Source organism: Streptosporangium sp. CA-135522 (assembly GCF_050949235.1).
Lineage (GTDB): Bacteria > Actinomycetota > Actinomycetes > Streptosporangiales > Streptosporangiaceae > Streptosporangium.
This window is the reverse complement of the sequence record NZ_CP192026.1, coordinates 9,785,018-9,801,920: the sequence shown is the minus strand read 5'-3', so window position 1 is coordinate 9,801,920 and position 16,903 is coordinate 9,785,018. Positions and strand designations below refer to the sequence as shown.

15 protein-coding genes are annotated in these 16,903 nt (G+C 70.4%); 6 read left to right on the top strand and 9 right to left on the bottom strand.

What is annotated here, in order from left to right; translation table 11 throughout:
- Nucleotides 1-31: 31 nt before the first annotated feature.
- Nucleotides 32-1,468 carry an amidophosphoribosyltransferase gene (gene purF, locus ACQPYK_RS46005; protein WP_433246868.1) on the bottom strand — a complete coding sequence of 479 codons (1,437 nt, stop codon included), beginning with the start codon at nt 1,466-1,468 and terminating at the stop codon, nt 32-34.
- Nucleotides 1,469-1,638: 170 nt separating this feature from the next.
- Between purF and ACQPYK_RS46000 the strand changes: the two genes are divergently transcribed.
- Nucleotides 1,639-3,216 carry a hypothetical protein gene (locus ACQPYK_RS46000; protein ID WP_433246865.1) on the top strand — a complete coding sequence of 526 codons (1,578 nt, stop codon included), beginning with the start codon at nt 1,639-1,641 and terminating at the stop codon, nt 3,214-3,216.
- A 158-nt stretch (nt 3,217-3,374) separates the two neighbouring features.
- On the opposite strand, the gene ACQPYK_RS45995 is transcribed toward ACQPYK_RS46000, so the two are convergent.
- Nucleotides 3,375-3,821, bottom strand: a complete 447-nt coding sequence (locus tag ACQPYK_RS45995) for a sterol carrier family protein (RefSeq protein WP_433246862.1) — start codon at nt 3,819-3,821, stop codon at nt 3,375-3,377.
- A gap of 139 nt (nt 3,822-3,960) precedes the next feature.
- On the opposite strand from ACQPYK_RS45995, the gene ACQPYK_RS45990 reads away from it, so the two are divergent.
- Nucleotides 3,961-6,039, top strand: coding sequence for a PhoX family protein (locus ACQPYK_RS45990; RefSeq protein ID WP_433246859.1), 2,079 nt, complete (start codon nt 3,961-3,963; stop codon nt 6,037-6,039).
- Between the two features lie 259 nt (nt 6,040-6,298).
- Here the strand turns inward: ACQPYK_RS45990 and ACQPYK_RS45985 are convergent, their stop codons facing one another.
- Both ACQPYK_RS45985 and ACQPYK_RS45980 read right to left on the bottom strand, forming a co-directional pair.
- Nucleotides 6,299-7,612, bottom strand: a complete 1,314-nt coding sequence (locus ACQPYK_RS45985) for an MFS transporter (protein ID WP_433259110.1) — start codon at nt 7,610-7,612, stop codon at nt 6,299-6,301.
- A gap of 3 nt (nt 7,613-7,615) precedes the next feature.
- Nucleotides 7,616-7,771, bottom strand: coding sequence for a hypothetical protein (locus ACQPYK_RS45980; RefSeq protein ID WP_433246856.1), 156 nt, complete (start codon nt 7,769-7,771; stop codon nt 7,616-7,618).
- An 82-nt stretch (nt 7,772-7,853) separates the two neighbouring features.
- On the opposite strand from ACQPYK_RS45980, the gene ACQPYK_RS45975 reads away from it, so the two are divergent.
- Together ACQPYK_RS45975 and ACQPYK_RS45970 are read left to right on the top strand one after the other, a co-directional pair.
- Nucleotides 7,854-8,516: a TetR/AcrR family transcriptional regulator gene (locus tag ACQPYK_RS45975; RefSeq protein WP_433259108.1), complete on the top strand. Its 663-nt coding sequence runs from the start codon at nt 7,854-7,856 to the stop codon at nt 8,514-8,516.
- A gap of 212 nt (nt 8,517-8,728) precedes the next feature.
- Complete coding sequence (locus ACQPYK_RS45970; RefSeq protein ID WP_433246853.1) at nt 8,729-9,508, top strand: methylenetetrahydrofolate reductase; 780 nt, start codon at nt 8,729-8,731, stop codon at nt 9,506-9,508.
- Here ACQPYK_RS45970 and ACQPYK_RS45965 read toward each other — a convergent pair.
- The 3 genes from ACQPYK_RS45965 to ACQPYK_RS45955 all read right to left on the bottom strand — a co-directional run bounded on the left by ACQPYK_RS45965 (nt 9,469) and on the right by ACQPYK_RS45955 (nt 13,814).
- On the bottom strand, nt 9,469-10,980 hold the full coding sequence (locus ACQPYK_RS45965) for an MFS transporter (RefSeq protein ID WP_433246850.1): 1,512 nt from the start codon (nt 10,978-10,980) through the stop codon (nt 9,469-9,471). The genes ACQPYK_RS45970 and ACQPYK_RS45965 overlap by 40 nt on opposite strands.
- A gap of 43 nt (nt 10,981-11,023) precedes the next feature.
- Nucleotides 11,024-11,692, bottom strand: a complete 669-nt coding sequence (locus ACQPYK_RS45960; protein ID WP_433246847.1) for a Crp/Fnr family transcriptional regulator — start codon at nt 11,690-11,692, stop codon at nt 11,024-11,026.
- 67 nt (nt 11,693-11,759) lie between these two features.
- Nucleotides 11,760-13,814 carry an adenylate/guanylate cyclase domain-containing protein gene (locus ACQPYK_RS45955; protein ID WP_433246844.1) on the bottom strand — a complete coding sequence of 685 codons (2,055 nt, stop codon included), beginning with the start codon at nt 13,812-13,814 and terminating at the stop codon, nt 11,760-11,762.
- A gap of 233 nt (nt 13,815-14,047) precedes the next feature.
- Here ACQPYK_RS45955 and ACQPYK_RS45950 point away from each other — a divergent pair, with 233 nt between their 5' ends.
- Together ACQPYK_RS45950 and ACQPYK_RS45945 are read left to right on the top strand one after the other, a co-directional pair.
- Complete coding sequence (locus ACQPYK_RS45950; RefSeq protein WP_433246841.1) at nt 14,048-15,046, top strand: hypothetical protein; 999 nt, start codon at nt 14,048-14,050, stop codon at nt 15,044-15,046.
- A gap of 158 nt (nt 15,047-15,204) precedes the next feature.
- Nucleotides 15,205-15,393 (top strand): hypothetical protein, encoded by a 189-nt coding sequence (locus tag ACQPYK_RS45945; RefSeq protein ID WP_433246838.1) that lies wholly within the window; start codon nt 15,205-15,207, stop codon nt 15,391-15,393.
- 61 nt (nt 15,394-15,454) lie between these two features.
- Here ACQPYK_RS45945 and ACQPYK_RS45940 read toward each other — a convergent pair whose 3' ends face one another.
- Both ACQPYK_RS45940 and ACQPYK_RS45935 read right to left on the bottom strand, forming a co-directional pair.
- Nucleotides 15,455-16,165, bottom strand: a complete 711-nt coding sequence (locus tag ACQPYK_RS45940; RefSeq protein ID WP_433246835.1) for a hypothetical protein — start codon at nt 16,163-16,165, stop codon at nt 15,455-15,457.
- Between the two features lie 26 nt (nt 16,166-16,191).
- On the bottom strand, nt 16,192-16,854 hold the full coding sequence (locus ACQPYK_RS45935; RefSeq protein WP_433246832.1) for a pentapeptide repeat-containing protein: 663 nt from the start codon (nt 16,852-16,854) through the stop codon (nt 16,192-16,194).
- Between the last annotated feature and the right edge of the window lie 49 nt (nt 16,855-16,903).

Here is a 16,903-nt window from a genome sequence, read left to right as displayed (position 1 = left end):
GCCGGCCGCACGACCGAGGTGCCGTGCCGGCTCACAGCTTGGCCTCCAGGACGTACTTGCCCACGTTGTCGCGGTCGATGGCGATCGGGTACACGCCGTCGAAGCAGGCGCGGCAGAGCCGCTCGGCGGGAATCGTGGTGGCCTCGGTCAGGCCCTCCAGGGAGATGTATCCGAGGGAGTCGGCGCCAAGGGAGGCGCGGATCTCCTCCACGCTGAGCGAACCGGCGATCAGTTCGGCCCGGGTCGCGAAGTCGATGCCGTAGAAGCACGGCCAGGAGACCGGGGGAGAGGAGATGCGGACGTGGACCTCGCGCGCCCCAGCCTCACGCAGCATCTTGACGATCGCCCGCTGGGTGTTGCCGCGCACGATCGAGTCGTCCACGACGACCAGGCGCTTGCCCGCGACAACTTCCTTCAGCGGGTTGAGCTTGAGCCGGATGCCGAGCTGACGGATCGTCTGGGACGGCTGGATGAAGGTCCGGCCGACGTAGGAGTTCTTGACCAGGCCCTGGCCGTACGGGATCCCGCTCTCCTCGGCGTAGCCGACGGCGGCGGGGGTGCCCGACTCGGGCGTCGGAATGACCAGGTCGGCCTCGACCGGATGCTCACGGGCCAGCACGCGACCGACTTCCACGCGGGTGGTCTGCACGCCGCGCCCGGCGATCGTGGTGTCCGGCCGGGCCAGGTAGACGTATTCGAACAGGCAGCCCTTGGGTTCGGCCAGTGCGAACTTGCGGGACCGCACGCCGCGCTCGTCGATGGTGATCAGCTCACCGGGCTCGATCTCGCGCACGAAAGTGGCGCCCACGATGTCCAGGGCGGCCGTCTCGGAGGCGACGACCCAGCCGCGCTCCAGCCGTCCCAGGACCAACGGGCGGATGCCCTGCGGGTCGCGGGCCGCGTACAGCGTCGACTCGTTCATGAAGACGAGCGAGTAGGCGCCCTTGACCTGCGGCAGCAGCGCCGCGGCGGCATCATCGATGGGCTGGCTGCGATCCTGGGCCAGCAGCGCCGCCAGCACCTCGGTGTCGGTGGTCGCTCTGGTCACGCCCGGGGAGAGGCGTTGCGCCAGCTCCGGGGTGTTGATCAGGTTTCCGTTGTGGGCCAGCGCGAGCCCGCCGTCCTCGGTCGAACTGAGCGTCGGCTGGGCGTTCTCCCAGACGCTCGACCCGGTGGTCGAGTAACGGCAGTGACCGATGGCCAGGTGGCCGCGGAGGGTCCCTAGCACCGACTCGTCGAAGACCTGGGCGACGAGGCCCATGTCCTTGTAGACGAGGATGCGGCTGCCTTCGCTGACTGCGATGCCCGCGGATTCCTGACCGCGGTGTTGCAGCGCGTACAGCCCGTAGTAGGTGAGTTTGGAGACTTCCTCCCCCGGTGCCCAAACGCCGAAGACGCCACATGCGTCCTTCGGGGGTCGGTCATGGGGGTCAAGGTCATGGCTCAGATGGCCGTCGCCCTTCAGCACATGCTTCAGTCTAGGTCGGCCTGTCCATTGCTCGCACCCCGGGTCCGGGTCGCCCCACTGTCGCACCTAGACCGAACAATAGTCGGGGTTTTGCCGTGTCGGCCTGTTTCATCGCGAAAGCGCGGGGGAGTCTGAGGTATCCGGCATGCCTACGGGTCGGGAGAAAAGACGTGACAACACCTGAGGACCCCAACCAGCCCGACCCGCGGCAGGAGCCGCGGGACCGGCGATCCGCGCGAGAGAGGGCGGACTCGGAGCAGTCCTCTGGCATCTCCGAAGAAACGGCCGAGCCGGCCACCTCCGACTCCGACCGTACGGTTTTCCGCCCGGACGACCCCTCCACCTGGTCGTCACCCGATCCGGCCGACCCCACGCGCCGGCCCGTGGAGCCCGCGGCCTCCTGGGGTGAGCCGGCTTCGACGCAGCCGCCGGAGCCGGGAGAACCCGGCGAGACCGAGGAACCCGGCGAGACCGAGGAACCCGCGCCGCGGCCTCCCGCGCCCGCCGGCCCTGGCGAGCCTCCGGCGTGGCCACCGATATCCACCCCGCAGGAGCCGTCGCTGCCCGGACACCCGGACGTGCCCACCGCGCCGGAGGTTCCCCAGCCGGTCCAGGCTGATCCGGACGTCACGGAGACCTTCGAGCCGCCGGGCGCCCCGGCGGCCGAATCTCAGTCCTATCCGGTTCCCGGCGCGACTCCGGCCGCCTATCCCGGATGGGAGAGCGCCTCGGAGGCGCAGGCCCCGGACGGGGGGGACGGCACGGACCTGCCCCCAGGTGCCGCCCAGCCCTCCCGCTACGACCCGCCGACGTCCCCCGAGGGCTTCCCGGCGGTCTCGCATCGGACACCCGGGCACCCCGGGTACTCCGAGCAACCCGGACAGCCTGAACGACCTGAGCGGTCCGGGCGCTTCGAGCAACCCGAACAACCCGAACAACCCGAGCGGTTCGAACAGCCGGAGCAGCCCGAGTGGCCGGAACGGCCGGCGGGGACCCTTCCGCCGGACTCGACGCCGCGGCCCGACGCCTCCCCGGCTTCTTCGTCCGGCGCTCCCGCGGGCCCCTCGGGTCCGTACGGAGGTCCTTCGTCCTCGTACGGCGCCCCTTCGGAGCCCCCGGGCCCGTACGGAGAGCCCGCCTCCGCCACCCGTCGTGAACCGTTGCGCGAGGAGTCCCCGCAGGAGAGCACCCCGACCCCGGGCTCTCCCGACGCCTTTCCCCCTCTGGGCGCCCACGCGAGCCCGCCCGGCGGTCCACCAGGGCAGCCGTCCGGGCAACCGCCCTACGCCACCCCGCCCGGCGGCACTGCCTACCCGCCTCAGGCAGGCATGACCTACCCGTCGGGCCAGCCGTACCAGGCTCCGCCGGGTTATCCCTCCTATCCAGGCGGCACACCGTACCCGGCGCCCCCGGCGGGGGCCGACTGGACGCGTGGACGAGGGGGAGGAGGGCTCGGCACCGCCGCGCTCGTGCTCGGCATCGTGAGCCTCTTCCTGCTCGTCGTGTGCGGTCTGGGCGCGCTGACGGCCATCGTCGGCCTGATCCTCGGCATCGTCGCGGTCGCCAAGAATTCCAACCGCGGCCGCGCCTGGGTGGGCATCGTCCTGAGCGCCCTGACGCTGATCATCGCGGTGGTGTTCCTGAGCTGGCTCTACAGCAGGATCGGCGATTGCATGGGCCTGCCGGCGGATCTCCAGCAGCGCTGCCTCGAACAAAGGCTCGGCGTCCAGATCCAGACCACTCCCTGAGTGGGTGAGGAGGCACGCCCGCGGTCACCCGGCCCGGGCGTTCGCCGCCCTGGGCTCCCGGCGGCATCCGCCACCGGGCGCAAACCCCGCGGGCGCCGGTGGCCTGACGTGGACTCCGCGGGCGCCGGTCGCCTGACGCGGACTCCGGCGTCCGGGGGTCACACAACGGGCAGGTGGTCCGACAGGTCGGCCCGTGCCCCGCTGGCGGCGACCTTTCCGGCCGCCACGGCCTCCGCCCATGCCCGCCGTCCCGTGGCGAGCTCCAGCCAGGTCTGCGCGTCGGTCTCCACCACGTTCGGCGGGGTGCCCCGTGTGTGCCGGGGGCCCTCCACGCACTGCACCGCCGCGTACGGGGGGACCCGCACCTCGACGGTTCGCCCGGGAGCGGCGCTCGCCAGCCGGTCCAGCAGGTGCCGTACGGCCAGGCGCGCGATCTCCCGCTCCGGCCGGATCCGCCGCTCGTAGGCCCGTAGCGTCACCGTCACGCAGGCCGTCAGCAACGCCGCGAGCTCGCCGGATCCGTCGTAGGAGGGCTCGTCGAGTGCGATCAGCTGGGTGTCCAGTGCGGCGCGAACCTTGACGGGGTCGGGTTTGTAAGGTGGCACGCTCTCAATCATGCCCGTTCGGCACGCCGAACGATTGCGGCGAACGGTTCATCAAGCGGGCAAACATCGTTCACCCCGGGTTCTACTGGTAGCCGTAGCGTCCCGGCCTGAACGACCGCGCACACTCTTGGAGGCCCCTGTGGCGAACCCGTCGCCGCGCAGACCGCTCCCGCTGCTCACCAGCCCCCACAAGGGTGGACGAAGCGCGCTGACCTGTCAGTTCCGCTGTGGCAACCAGTGCGCGCACGACGTGTCGAACACCAGCGGCAACACCTACTTCGGCGACGTGGTCGCCGAGGCGATGTCCCGCCGCGGTGTGCTTCGCGCCGGTGCCCTCGGCGCCCTCGCGGTCGGTGTGGGGGTCGCCACCGCGGTCCCGGCCGCCGCCGATCCCGACACGCAGGCGCAGGACTTCGGCTTCGGAGGGCGCCAGGATGGGGGCTCTCTCCGCTTCACCGCCGTCCCGCCGAACAACGACGACAAGGTGACGGTTCCCGAGGGTTACGAATCGGCGCCCGTGGTCCGCTGGGGCGATCCGGTGCTGCCCGATGCCCCGGCGTTCGACTTCGACAACCAGACCGCCGCCGCCCAGGCCGGGCAGTTCGGCTACAACAACGACTTCGTCACCTTCTTCCCGCTGGGCCGCCAGCGCGGCCTGCTCTGGGCCAACCACGAGTACACCGACGAGAACCTGATGTTCCGCGGCTACACCAACGGCACCGCCGCGCCGGAGGAGCAGATCAGGATCGCGCTGGCCGCGCACGGCGGCTCGGTGGTCGAGATCGAGCGGGTGGGCCGGTCCGGCCAGTGGAAGCTGGTCACGCGGGGCCGCCGCCGCTACAACCGGCGTGTCACCGCGCAGACCCAGATGGAGTTCAGCGGCCCGGCCGCGGGCAGCGACCTGCTGAAGACCGCCGCCGACCCGGCGGGCACCGGGCCGGTCGGCATGCTCGGCAACTGCGCCGGCGGCACCACCCCATGGGGCACGGTGCTGAGCGGCGAGGAGAACTTCCCCCAGTACTTCGTCAACGGCAACGGTGTGCCCGAGGCGCAGAAGCCCTTCCTCACCCGGTACGGCATGAGCGCCACGACCGGCATCCCGTCCGGAAGCCGCCGTTTCGACCGGGTCGAGGAGCGCTTCGACCTGGCCAAGCACCCCAATGAGATCAACCGGTTCGGGTGGATCGTGGAGATCGACCCGTTCGACCCCGACTCCACCCCGGTCAAGCGCACCGCCCTCGGCCGACTGGCCCACGAGGGCGCCACCACCTCCCTGGCCAGGGACGGCCGCGTCGTGGTCTACATGGGAGACGACTCCCGGTTCGAGTACGTCTACAAGTTCGTCTCGAAGGATCGCTACATCCCCGGCTTCGACCGGCACAACCGCACGCTGCTGGACGAGGGCACGCTGTACGTGGCCAAGTTCACCGGTGACAGCCCGGCGGGGGAGATCGACGGCACCGGCAAGCTGCCCGCCGACGGCCAGTTCGACGGTTCCGGCGAGTGGATCCCGCTGGTCAGCGGGGATGTCTCGCACGTGCCCGGGATGACCGCCCAGGAGGTCCTCGTCTACACCCGTCTGGCGGCCGACAAGGTCGGCCCGACCAAGATGGACCGTCCCGAGGACGTGGAGCGCAACCCGGTGACCGGTGGCGTCTATGTCGCGCTGACCAACAACTCCAGCCGGGCCCCGGCCCAGGTGGACGAGGCCAACCCGCGTCCGTCCAACAAGCACGGCCACATCCTGGAGATCTCCGAGCGCCGCAACGACGCCGGCGCGACGACCTTCACCTGGTCCCTGCCGCTGATCTGCGGTGACCCCAACGACCCCTCGACCTACTTCGGCGGGTTCGACAAGAGCAAGGTCTCGCCGATCTCCTGCCCGGACAACGTCGCCTTCGACGCCGAGGGCAACCTCTGGATCGCCACCGACGGCAACCAGCTCGGCGCCCACGACGGGCTCTTCGCCATGCCGGTCCGCGGTCCCGAGCGCGGTTACCTCCGCCAGTTCCTGAGCGTTCCGACCGGCGCCGAGACCTGCGGCCCGATGGTCAGCCCCGACCAGCGCAGCGTCTTCGTGGCGGTCCAGCACCCGGGCGAGACCGACGGGGCCACCCCCGACGCCCCCAGCAGCCACTGGCCCGACGGCGGCACCAGCCAGCCCCGGCCGGCCGTCGTGGTCACCTGGCACCGGCAGGGCAAAAGGGTCGGTTCCTGATCCCGGCGCCGCCCGCGTCCTTCCCCGCCACGGCGCGCGCCTTCTCCCAGGCGAGGGGTGGGGACGGGCGCGGGCGGCGCCGCCTTCCGTCGTGACGCGGGGCCGGTGCCCGTCGCGTTCCGTCGTGACACGGGGCCGGCGCCCATCGCCCTCCGTCGTGACGCGGGGCCGGTGCCCGTCGCGTCCCAGATGATCGGCGCGGCGAGGCGCTTCGTCGGGCCCGATGCCGCCGGTACGGCGGGCCGCGCTTGGTGCTGTCTCACCCCACCGGTACGGCGGGACGCTCGGCGGCGGTCTCCATGCTCTCGGGGCTCTCGGGGCTCTGCGGGTTCTCGGGGCCGCGCGCGGTCCGGGAAGCCCGCAGGGAGAACAGGCTGACGGGCACGCCCACCAGCACGATGACCGCCGCGATGATCAGTGTGAACCGGTAGGCCTCCAGGAAGGCCGTCAGCGGCTTGACCCCGTCCCGCAGGATCGCGGACTGCCGGCCGTTGAGGATCGCGCCGAGGATGGTGACGCCGAGCAGGCCGAAGACCTCCCGTGAGACGTTCAGGACGCCCGCGGCCACCCCGGCCCGGTCGACGGGAAGCGTGCCCAGGATGGCCGTGGTGAGCGGTACCAGCAGGCCGCCGCCCAGCCCGTAGACCAGGAACCACGGCAGCAGGCTCTCGAACGAGCCGCCCTCTCCGACGAAGGAGATCCCGAACACCGCCACGCCCATCAGCAGGAGCCCGGCGGCGACGGTACGGGCGGTCCCGAGGGTCCTGTCGATCCGCGGGGCGGTGGCCGCGGTCGCGGCCATCACCAGCGCCATCGGCACGAACGAGGATCCGGCCTCCGTGGGGGAGAAGCCCAGCGCGTTCTGCAGGTAGAGCGCGGTGAAGAAGTAGATCCCGAACACCCCGAAGGCCCACAGCCCGGTCGAGAGCATGCCCCCGCTGAACACCCGCGACCGGAACAGCGACAGGTCGATCATCGGTTCCCGGCTCCTGAGTTCGACCACCGCGAACGTCGTGGCCGACACCGCGGCGAGCCCGAAGGCGCCCAGGATCTCCGGCGAGGTCCATCCGGCCCCGTCGCCCTCGATGAGCGCGTAGGTCAGCGCGAACAGCGCCAGGCTCGACGACAGCAGGCCGGGAACGTCCAGGCTGCGCCGTACCCGGTCCTGCGGGGGCACCCGGATCGCCCACAGTCCGAGCGCGAAGGTGACGACCCCGATCGGCACGTTGATCAGGTAGATCCATCCCCAGTGCCATCGCTCGCTGATGAGCCCGCCGGTCAGCGGGCCCAGCGCGAGGGCCAGCGCGCCGACCGCGCTCCACAGCCCGATCGCCGTGCCGCGCTCTCGCGGGTCGGGGAAGACGGACCGGAGCAGGGCGAGCGCGGTGGGCGTGAGAAAAGCGGCGCCGACGCCCTGCAGCGCCCGGGCGATGATCAGGCCCGTGCCGTCCGCGGCCAGCCCGGCGGCGAACGACGCCATGGTGAAGGCGCCAAGTCCGATCATGAAGATCCGCCGCCGCCCGAAGACGTCCGCCAGGCGCCCGCCGACCAGCATCAGCCCGGCGAAGACCAGGATTTAGCCGCTCACGATCCACTCCAGGCCCGAGATGCTCAACCCGAGGTCACGTTGGATCGTCGGCAGCGCGACGTTGACCACGTTGTTGTCCAGGTAGGTCATGAAGGTGGCCAGGGAGATCGCTCCCAGCGCCCACCACCTGCGGTTAGCCGTCACCACAACTCCTCTACGTTGTACCTGTACGGCGTACATGTACGATGGATAGTGGAACGTGTACGGCGTATAGTTGTCAAGCGTGATGGGAAAACTGACCCGTGAGGCCGTCGTCGAGCAGGCACTGGAGATCGGCACGGCCGAGGGACTCCAGGCGGTGACCATCCGGCGACTCGCCCAGGAGCTGGGGGTCACCCCGATGGCGCTGTACTGGCATTTCAAGAACAAGGACCAGCTGATCATCGGCATGGCCGACCACCTGATCCAGGGCTTCGTGATCGCCGAGGACTACGGCAGGCCGTGGCAGGAGCAGCTTCGCGAGCTCGTCACCGGTCTGATGAAGGTGCTGCGGCACTACCCGTGCGCGGCGGCCTTGCTGGAGGAGGTGGACCAGATGACCGTGCCGAGCTTCCTGAGGGTGTGGGACACCGCCCTCGGTCTGGCCAAGCAGGCGGGGTTCACCTACGAGGAGAGCTGCCTGATCTCCCAATACCTCCTCCAGGGCGCGATCGCCCTGGCCGCCGGTCCGGTGGCCCGCCGCCCCGGCCGGACGGAGCGGGACGCCGCCGAGAGCCTGCGCGTCAAGCGCGTCACCCTCCAGACCCTGCCCCCGGACGTCTACCCCCACATCGTGGAGATGGCCGTCCCGCTCTGTGAGGGCGGCCCGACCGAGCTCTACGACACCTTCGGCGTCGACCTGCTGATCGCCGGCATCGAGACCCTGGCGGCCCGTCTGCGCGACGGCTGACCTTCACCGACCTCCGCCCCCGTCCGCTCGGACCCGCGTCCTGCCGGGACTTCCATCGGCTCGGACCCGCGTCCTGCCGGGACTTCCACCGGCTCGAACCTCCGCCTCGCCCGGTCCTGCGGCCCGCCGGACCCGGGTCGTGCCCGGCGGAGGCGACGACCGCGCGATCCGATGTCTGGTCGCGGAAGCCGTAGCCCCGTAAGTTGATCGACATGACTGATCGTCCGTTTGAGCTCGTTTGCGAGGTCGAGCCGCCGACCCGCCCCGACCTGAAGCACGTCCGCCACCAGATCGGCACGCTCAGCAAGATCGCTCACTCGTTCCTGATCCCGGACAACCACATCGGCCGTGCCACGGTCTCCAGCGTCGCCGTCGCGCACGAGGTCCAGGCGATGGGCGGGCGCAGCATCGCGTGCCTCAACTCACGCGACCGCAACCTGCTGGGATTCCGTCGCGACCTGCTCACCGCCGCCGCCTACGGGGTGGACCAGTTCCTGTTCGTCTACGGCGACAAGCCCAACTCGGGCAACCGGACCAGCGACCTCACCGTGCGCTCGATGATCGAGGAGGTGCGTTCCCTCGGCGAGGACCCCGCCTTCGCCCACACGCCCGCCTTCCGGGTCGGCACCGCCGCTGGATTGCGCCCGCTGCCCGCCTGGAAGCGCGCGGCCGACTTCATGTTCGTCCAGGTCAGCTTCTCGGTCGACGCGCTGCTGCGGTGGCGCGAGGCCAACCCGGTGGACATGCCGGTCTACGCCGGGGTGATGGTCGTCGCCAGCGAGAACCACGCCCGCCGCCTGGCCGACGCGATCCCGGACATCGACATCCCCGCCGCCCTGGTGGACAGGATCGCGACCGACCGGCTCGCCGGGGTCGAGGCCGCGTGCGAGCAGGTGCTGCGCATCCGTGACTCAGGCGCCTTCGACGGCGTCCACCTGATCCCGGTGGCCCGCTACCGCGAGGTCGAGTCCCGGTTGAGCGACGCCCTGTGAACCCGCGCCAGCGCCGACATCAGGGCGCCCGCGAGGGCGACGGCGAACAGGACGGCGTAGGTCTTGCGGAAGCCGCCCATCAACTGCTCCACGGCGACGGGGGACATGCGCGACAGCGTCCCCGCGTAGACCTGGCCGCGTAGCCCGGGATCGACCGAACTGGTGAGGACGCTCAGGGTGAGGGCGACGCTGAGTACGATCCCGACATTCATGATCATTAGCCGGAAGCCGTTCACCAGACCGAGGCTCCCGGCGGGCAGGGCGGCCATGACCTGGGTGGTGTTGCCGGTGAGGAAGGTGCCGCTGCCGCAGCCGCACAGGAACAGGCCCACCCCGATGATCCAGTACGGCGTGGCGGGGTCGGTGTTCAGAAACAGGACGCCGAGCCCCGACGCGCTCAGCAGCGAGCCCCCGATGGACAGCGCGTAGGGGGAGACCCGGCGGCCGAGCGAACCGGCGACCGGGGAGGCCACCGCCATGGCGATCGGCACCGGCAGCACGCCCAGGGCGGCGGTGACGGCGTCGACGCCCCTGGCCGCCTGGAAATAGAGGGCGATGAGCAGGATCAACGCCGCGCGGGCCAGCGCGTTGCAGAACGAGGCGAGGTTGGCGAAGGCCAGCATGCGCTCGCCGAAGAGCCGCACGTTGAGCACGGGATGCGACGCCCTGCGCTCCACGACGACCAGGACGGGGATCAGAGCCGCCGAGACGGCGGCACCGACGATCACGACGGGGCTGGACAGGCCTCGCGACCCCGCCTCGGACAGCGTGACGAGCGCGGCCGACAGCAGGACGAAGACGATCAGGTTGCCCAGCGCGTCCACCGGCTCGCGCGGGCCGGGAGCGACCCGGCGGAGGGTGAACGCGCCCCAGACGAGGGCGACCAGCCCAGGGGGCACGTTCACCCAGAAGATCCACTGCCAGCCGGCGGTGTCGGCGACGAGGCCGCCCAGGGTGGGGCCGGCGAGCTGGGCGACCGAGAGGGTGCCGATGTAGACCCCCATGCCCTGGCTGAGACGGTCGGGCGGGAAGGCATCGGTGATCATCACCGTTCCGTTGGCCAGGATCATGGCCGCCCCGACGGCCTGCACCACCCGCATCGCGATCAGGAACCAGACACCGGGCGAGAAACCGGCCAGCAGCGACCCCGCCGTGAAGAGGGCGAATCCCGCCAGATAGACCTCCCTGCGCCCGAGCAGGTCGGCCACCCTGCCGAAGAAGACCAGGGTCGCGGTGTTGACGAGCAGGAACGCCAACAGGATCCAGCCGGAGGCGAACGCGTCGGCGTGGAAATGCCGGACCACCGCCGGAAGCGCCACGTTCAGCGTGCTTCCCGAGACGCCGATCAACACCAGGCCGAGGCTGGTGACGGAGCAGACCCGCCACGCGTAGCGGAGCTTCGAGGCGTATTCCGGCGAGCCGGGTGGGGCTTGGGGGAGGGAGTCGGACAGGTCCTGGGGAATGGAGACCATATGCCCCAGTCTGGCGTACGCCGTTCAGCCGATCACAGCGGCGTCAGCGAGCCCGCTTGCGGAGGCCCTCCATGTCATGGATGATCACCCGGCGGCGCCCCGTCTCGATCAGACCGCGGTCCCGGAGCGAGCGCAGCGCCTTGCTGACCGCCTCGCGGGAGGCCCCGGTCCAGCCGGCCAGCTCGTCCTGGGAGAGCGGCAGCGTCACCCGCACCCCGCCGTTGACCGGCTCGCCGTACCTCTCGGCCAGCTCGACCAGCCGGGTCGCCACCCGGCCGGTGGTGTCGAACGCGCCGTACTCGATCCGCTTGCGGTCGGAATCGCGCATCTTGCCGATCAACATCTGCATGAGCAGCACCGCGACCCGGCCGTTGTCCCGCAGGTAGCCGGAGAAGTCACGGATCGCGATCCCCTCGACCGGCTCCAGCGCGGTGACCGTGGCCGACCTCGGCAGGCCGTCCAGGGCGGCGAACTCGCCGAGCAGCGCACCCGGCCCGCGCACCGCGAGGACCACCTCGGTCCCGGTGGCGGTGTGCGAGGAGACCTTGACCCGGCCGGAGGTCAGCAGGAGCACCCAGTCGGCCACGTCGCCCTCGGTGCACACCGCCGCTCCCCGGTCCCAGCTCCGGGGCCGTCCGGCCGCGTGCAACGCGGCGACCTCGTCGGCGGTGAGCAGGGTGACGAACTCGCCCGGTTCGGGGGTGGGACTCACGGGCACCTCCTGGCGCTGTCGATGGTGGCCGTACGGCTCTCACGCGAGAACGGATCTCTACGAGTCTCTACGAGAGGCCGGACAGTACGTACGCGTGGACGGGCTGTTGTTTGCCCTTGAGCGCGAGGCCGCCCAGCGGACGGACCCGGGGACGAGGGGAGATCTGGTCAAGGGTGCTCTGGCCGATCACGACGGTACCGGGTTCGGCGACGCCCTCCAGTCGGGCCGCAACGTTCACGCAGTCGCCCATCGCGTTGAACCCGCGCAGCTCGGGACTGCCGATGTTGCCGACCAGCGCGAGCCCGGTGTTGATCCCGATCCTGAAGCGGGGATACCCCGCCGTCCCGGCGGCGATCTCCTCGGCCGCCTCCTGCATGGCCAGGGCCGCTCTCGCCGCGGCGGCGGCGTGTCCCTCCTGCGGGGCGGGCGCGTTGAACAGCGCCAGCAGCGCGTCTCCCACGAACTGGACGATCGTGCCCCCGTTGCTGAGGATGATGGGCACGGCGGCCGTGTGATAGCGGTTCAGCATCTCGACGATCTCTCCCGGCGCCGCCCGCTCGGAGAAGCTCGTGAAACCCTTCAGGTCGGCGAAGAGCGCGGTCAGCTCGACCAGCTCGCCGCCGAGCGCCGCCGTCCGAGGGTCGGCCAGCAGGGAGTTGGCCACGTCCGGCGACATGTACTGCCGGAACAGGGTCGACAGCTCCTGGTAGAGGCGGGCGTTCTCCAGGGAGATGGACATCTGACCCGCCAGCGTCGCGGCGAGCACCTCGTCCTGCGGGGTCATGCCCACCGGTACCTCCAACGCGCCGGCGAGCTGCCCTTTCACGGTCAGCGGATGGACGACCGTTGTGCCGAGCCGGACGGGCTCGTTGCCCGGAAAGTCCTGCGGGCCGTAGTCCCGGCCGCCCATGGAGACGCGCCCTTCCGACACCAGCGTCATGCGCACGTCGCCGTATGCCTGTCGCACCCGGTCCAGGGCCCTGGTCAGCAGCTCGCGCTCGGGCAGCCCCACGCGGGCCTGGTTGCCGGTGTCCACCAGCGCGGCGAGCCGTTCGGACAGCTCACGCTCGTTGGCCAGCGCCTCGCCTGCCCGGTCGAGCACCGCGGCCTGTCCTTCGGTGAGCCCGAACTTGCCCGCCAGCCGGGTCGCGACCGGAACCCTGGTCTCCGCCCGGCGCCGCAGGTGGCCGACGAGCTCCTCCAGGGCGTCTTCGTACTCGGCTCTGATCTTCCGGACGGTGGCCGACAGCGCCACCGAGTCGAACAGCCCCGCGCTGGTGCCTTCCCGCCGGAACTGCAGGTGGGCGCTGTAGGCGACGAACACGAAGGCCAGGGTCAGCAGCAGGTGCCACAGCCACCACGACATGTGCCAGTTGTGGCGGGACATCCCGGCGACCATCGCCTCGGCCAGCAGCGCGTAGGCGGTGATCAGGCTGATCAGCATGGCGGCCGGGCGTCTGCGGTGCAATCGGAACATCATCACGGCGGCCGCCGTGTACAGGGCGACCCCGACCGGTTCGAGCCCGCCGAGACCCGCGCCCTGAGGGGGAGACGGATCGCTCAGCGCGGTCAAGCCCGGCACCAGGGAGGCGACCCCCCACGCGACGAGCAGCAGGGCGAGCCCGCCGCGCAGCCAGACCTGCGATTCCAGCACGATGCGGGCCGCCCGCTCGTTGAGCGGCAGCGCCGAGACCGCAGCGAAGACCGAGGCGACGAGGAGGCCGACCGGCTGGGACAGGTCGAATCCGTAGCTCCCCCTCTCCAGGATGATCTGGGGGGTGGCCAGGCCATGCATGAGGAAGAAGCCCGCGCTGCTCAGGAAGACCAGCGAGACCAGCAGCAGCCGCGCGTCGGCCCGCCGGGCCGACGCCTGGCTGATCATCGTGCCCAGGACCACGTTGATCCCCGCCACACCGAGGATCAGCCAGAAATGGCCGAGGTTGTCGTGCCACTGGCCGTTCAGGTCGTCGTGGTTGGCCAGCAGCAGCCAGAGCCCGAGCATCGGCAACGCCAGGTGGATCACCCAGACCACCGCGCGGACCGGTTGGGTCGCCGGCGGAAGGTAGGGCTCTGACCTGGTGCGTTCTTCGATCGACGTGCTCATGAGGTCGTTGGTCGGCACGGGTGGCCTCCGTGTCATGGAAACCCCGGCGGGCTTCCCGTCGCGTCCGCCCACGCCCACCGGGCGGGGTTCCCCCGAACCGTTCGATTATCGCGCACCTCGCTGATCGGGACGCGGAAGATGTTCGGCTTCAAACCGTTATGTTTGCCGCGTCAACCATTAGAACGGTCCAAACGTGAAACATCCGACTCACAGAACACACCAGGTCCCTGGTGTTGCAGAAAGGAAGCCACATGGCTTTCAAGGTGCCGGGCGTGCGCACGATGGGTGTCGTAGCCGTCGGAGTATTGGCTGGAACTCTCCTCACCGTGGGCGGCAGCGCCGTCGCCTCGACGGCTGGTGCCGACGTTCACGCGTGTGTGAACAAGAAGACGCGCTACGCGCGCATCGTCAACCCGACCGCCGCGTGCCGGGTGACCGAGTTCCGCGTCACCTGGGGTGACGGCCGCTCCCAGTCCCAGAGTGTGAACACCGCCGGCCCGCAGGGCCCGCAGGGGCCCGTGGGCAAGACCGGTGCCACCGGCCCGGCCGGCCCGCAGGGGTTGCGGGGCTTCGCGGGCAAGCAGGGACCGGCCGGTCCGCAGGGCGTGAAGGGCGAGCAGGGTCTGCCCGGCAAGGACGGTCTGCCGGGCAAGGACGGTCAGGACGGCAAGCAGGGTCTGCCGGGCAAGGACGGTCAGGACGGCAAGCAGGGTCTGCCGGGCAAGGACGGCCAGGACGGCGCTCCGGGCAAGCAGGGCGAGCAGGGTCTGCCGGGTAAGGACGGCAAGGACGGCCTGCCCGGCAAGCAGGGCGAGCAGGGCCCGCGCGGCTACCCCGGCCACGAGGGCCAGGACGGCCGGAACGGGCAGGACGGCGAGAGCGCTTACGAGGTCTGGCTCGAACTGCCGGGCAACAGAGGCAAGTCGAAGGCGGAGTTCATCGCGTCGCTGAAGGGTCCCAAGGGTGACAAGGGTGACCCCGGCACGCCGGGCTCGGGCGGCGGCTCCGGTGGCGCTCCCACCCTCAGCACCGTCACCGCGTCGTTCACCTTCGGCGGCCAGGGCGGCACCCAGAGCGTGAGCTGTGGTGCGGGCAAGGTCGCCACCGGCGGCGGCTTCAGCAGCAGCGGCAGCGCTTCCGGCCAGGTCTACGCGAGCGCGCCCAACGCCGGCAGCGGCGCGCCGACCGGCTGGACCGTGAGCGGCAAGAACACCAGCGGCCTCGTCTACGCGGTCTGCATGTCCTCCTGATTCTCGGCGGAACACGACCGGCGGAAGGCCTCCCGGGCGGTTGCCGGGCGGCCCTTCCTCGCCGGAGGACGGCCCCGGAAGCGGGACCGCGCGTGAACGCGAAGGGGGTACGGCTCGCGGTAGAAGCGTTCTTAAGGTGAGAACTTTAAGGAGGCTCCATGAGCGAGCCCGCCCCCGTGGTCTCCTACGCGCGAATCTCCTCGGATCTCCGGGGCGACGAACACGGCATACAGGACAAGTACCAGCTCAACCGGGAGACGGCGGCTCGGCATGGCTGGGCTGTCGTCTTCGAGTTCACCGACAATGACAAGTCCGCCGACAAGGCTGACGTGTTCTCCGAGTCGTAGGCGAGACCGCCAGGACGGAAGATCGCGGAGGGGCGGGGCGCTTTTTTTGCGTTGTGCGGGCTCAACCCAGCCAGAAGGCGGCGAGCGACCAAGCCTCCTCGCCGTTTGTAGAGCCGTCGTGCGGCAGGAACTCCGTGGGGGCGATGTACCCCTGACCGGGCTCCAGCCGGATGCGCAGGCACCGCAGCGGGTGACCCTCTGCGACGTAGCGGCGCAGGTCGTCGGTGTGCGGGTAGTACCCGTCCTGGTCACAGCCCAGGGTGCGGCAGATCTCCTTGATGTCCCGGTCGCCGACCAGGAGATAGCGGGTGCCGGGTCCCAGGTTGAGGCAGAGGCGTCGACGGCTGTTCTGCCGGGCAGGGTAGGGCAGCCGGTCGAAGTTGTCGACGTGCAGTCCGATCCGGTGGCCAGTCGTGGAGTCCTCGGTGCTGGTGAGCAGCCCGGCAGGGCTGGCCGTACAGGCAAGGCGCCTGTACGGCCAGCGGCCTTCCAATGGCTCGAGAGCGGTCGCGGCGTCCACACGGCCTTGTAGGTCGTCGGAGGCGAACACCGGCAGAGGTTGGGCGACCAGCTCGATCACCACGCTGGTCGGGGTGGCATCGTCGGGCCGCAGCCGGTCGGCTTCCACGCTGCTGAGGAGTGTCCAGTCCTCCCGGGGGACGACGGCCACGCCGTCGTCATAGCCCGGCGCGTCGCCAGCCTGTCTGACGTTCCCGATCTCGATACGTCCCTGGATATCGCTGAACCGGTCGAACCGCAGCCCTAAGCCCATGTCTCCACCTCCTTGATTGTCGGGTCCTAATCGAAGGTGATCTCCTGTTCGGCCGCGAACGCCTGGGCGAGGCCCTGGAGCTGTAGCCGATCGATGATGATCTTCTTTAGCGCGGTCACGCCGCGAAGGCCGGACAGGTCGTTGCCGCGCAGGTCGCAGTCACGGTAGGTGCCGCCGTCGAACTCCGTCAGGTGCAGGTCGCATTCGTCGAACGCCACGTCGCTCAGGTCAGAGCCGCTGAAACGCGCTTCTCGCAGCGAGCAGTCGGTGAAGATCACCGAGCCTGTGGCACGGAGGCGGGTAAAGGCCGCGTAGTCCAGCTTGCACCGCTCGAAGACCACGTCATCGAGCGTGACCTGCTCCCACGCAGCGCCAAGCATCTTGCAGTCAGTGAAGGTCACGCGGGAGAGCTTGCTGTCCTCCCAACGGAGGCCGGACAGGTCACAGCCGGAGAACTCGACCGAGTGCAGACGCAGGTCGTCCAGGCGGGCCCGCTGGGTGGTGAGACCGGCGACGCGCCCGTCCACGAGCTGGGTCCTCGACAGAGGCAGCTCGCGCAGACTGGCGTCGCCGTATCGGAAATCGCGCAGCGTGCCGTGCTCGCCTTCCAGCGAATCGACCTCGTCCAGGTCCGCGTCATCCAGGTCCGGCAGCGTAACGCTCGTCTGGCGTACGGTGCGTGTTTCCATCGTCCTGCCTTCCATATCGGTCCCGTCGTGGGCGCGGTGACCCCGCGCC

What these genes read in the sequence shown, in the direction of transcription:
- ACQPYK_RS45975 (WP_433259108.1), top strand. Translation starts at nt 7,854, where the DNA reads ATGGGAAAACTGACCCGTGAGGCCGTCGTCGAGCAGGCACTGGAGATC.
- ACQPYK_RS45970 (WP_433246853.1), top strand. Translation starts at nt 8,729, where the DNA reads ATGACTGATCGTCCGTTTGAGCTCGTTTGCGAGGTCGAGCCGCCGACC.
- ACQPYK_RS45965 (WP_433246850.1), bottom strand. Translation starts at nt 10,980, where the DNA reads ATGGTCTCCATTCCCCAGGACCTGTCCGACTCCCTCCCCCAAGCCCCA.
- ACQPYK_RS45950 (WP_433246841.1), top strand. Translation starts at nt 14,048, where the DNA reads ATGGCTTTCAAGGTGCCGGGCGTGCGCACGATGGGTGTCGTAGCCGTC.
- ACQPYK_RS45945 (WP_433246838.1), top strand. Translation starts at nt 15,205, where the DNA reads ATGAGCGAGCCCGCCCCCGTGGTCTCCTACGCGCGAATCTCCTCGGAT.
- ACQPYK_RS45940 (WP_433246835.1), bottom strand. Translation starts at nt 16,165, where the DNA reads ATGGGCTTAGGGCTGCGGTTCGACCGGTTCAGCGATATCCAGGGACGT.
- ACQPYK_RS45935 (WP_433246832.1), bottom strand. Translation starts at nt 16,854, where the DNA reads ATGGAAACACGCACCGTACGCCAGACGAGCGTTACGCTGCCGGACCTG.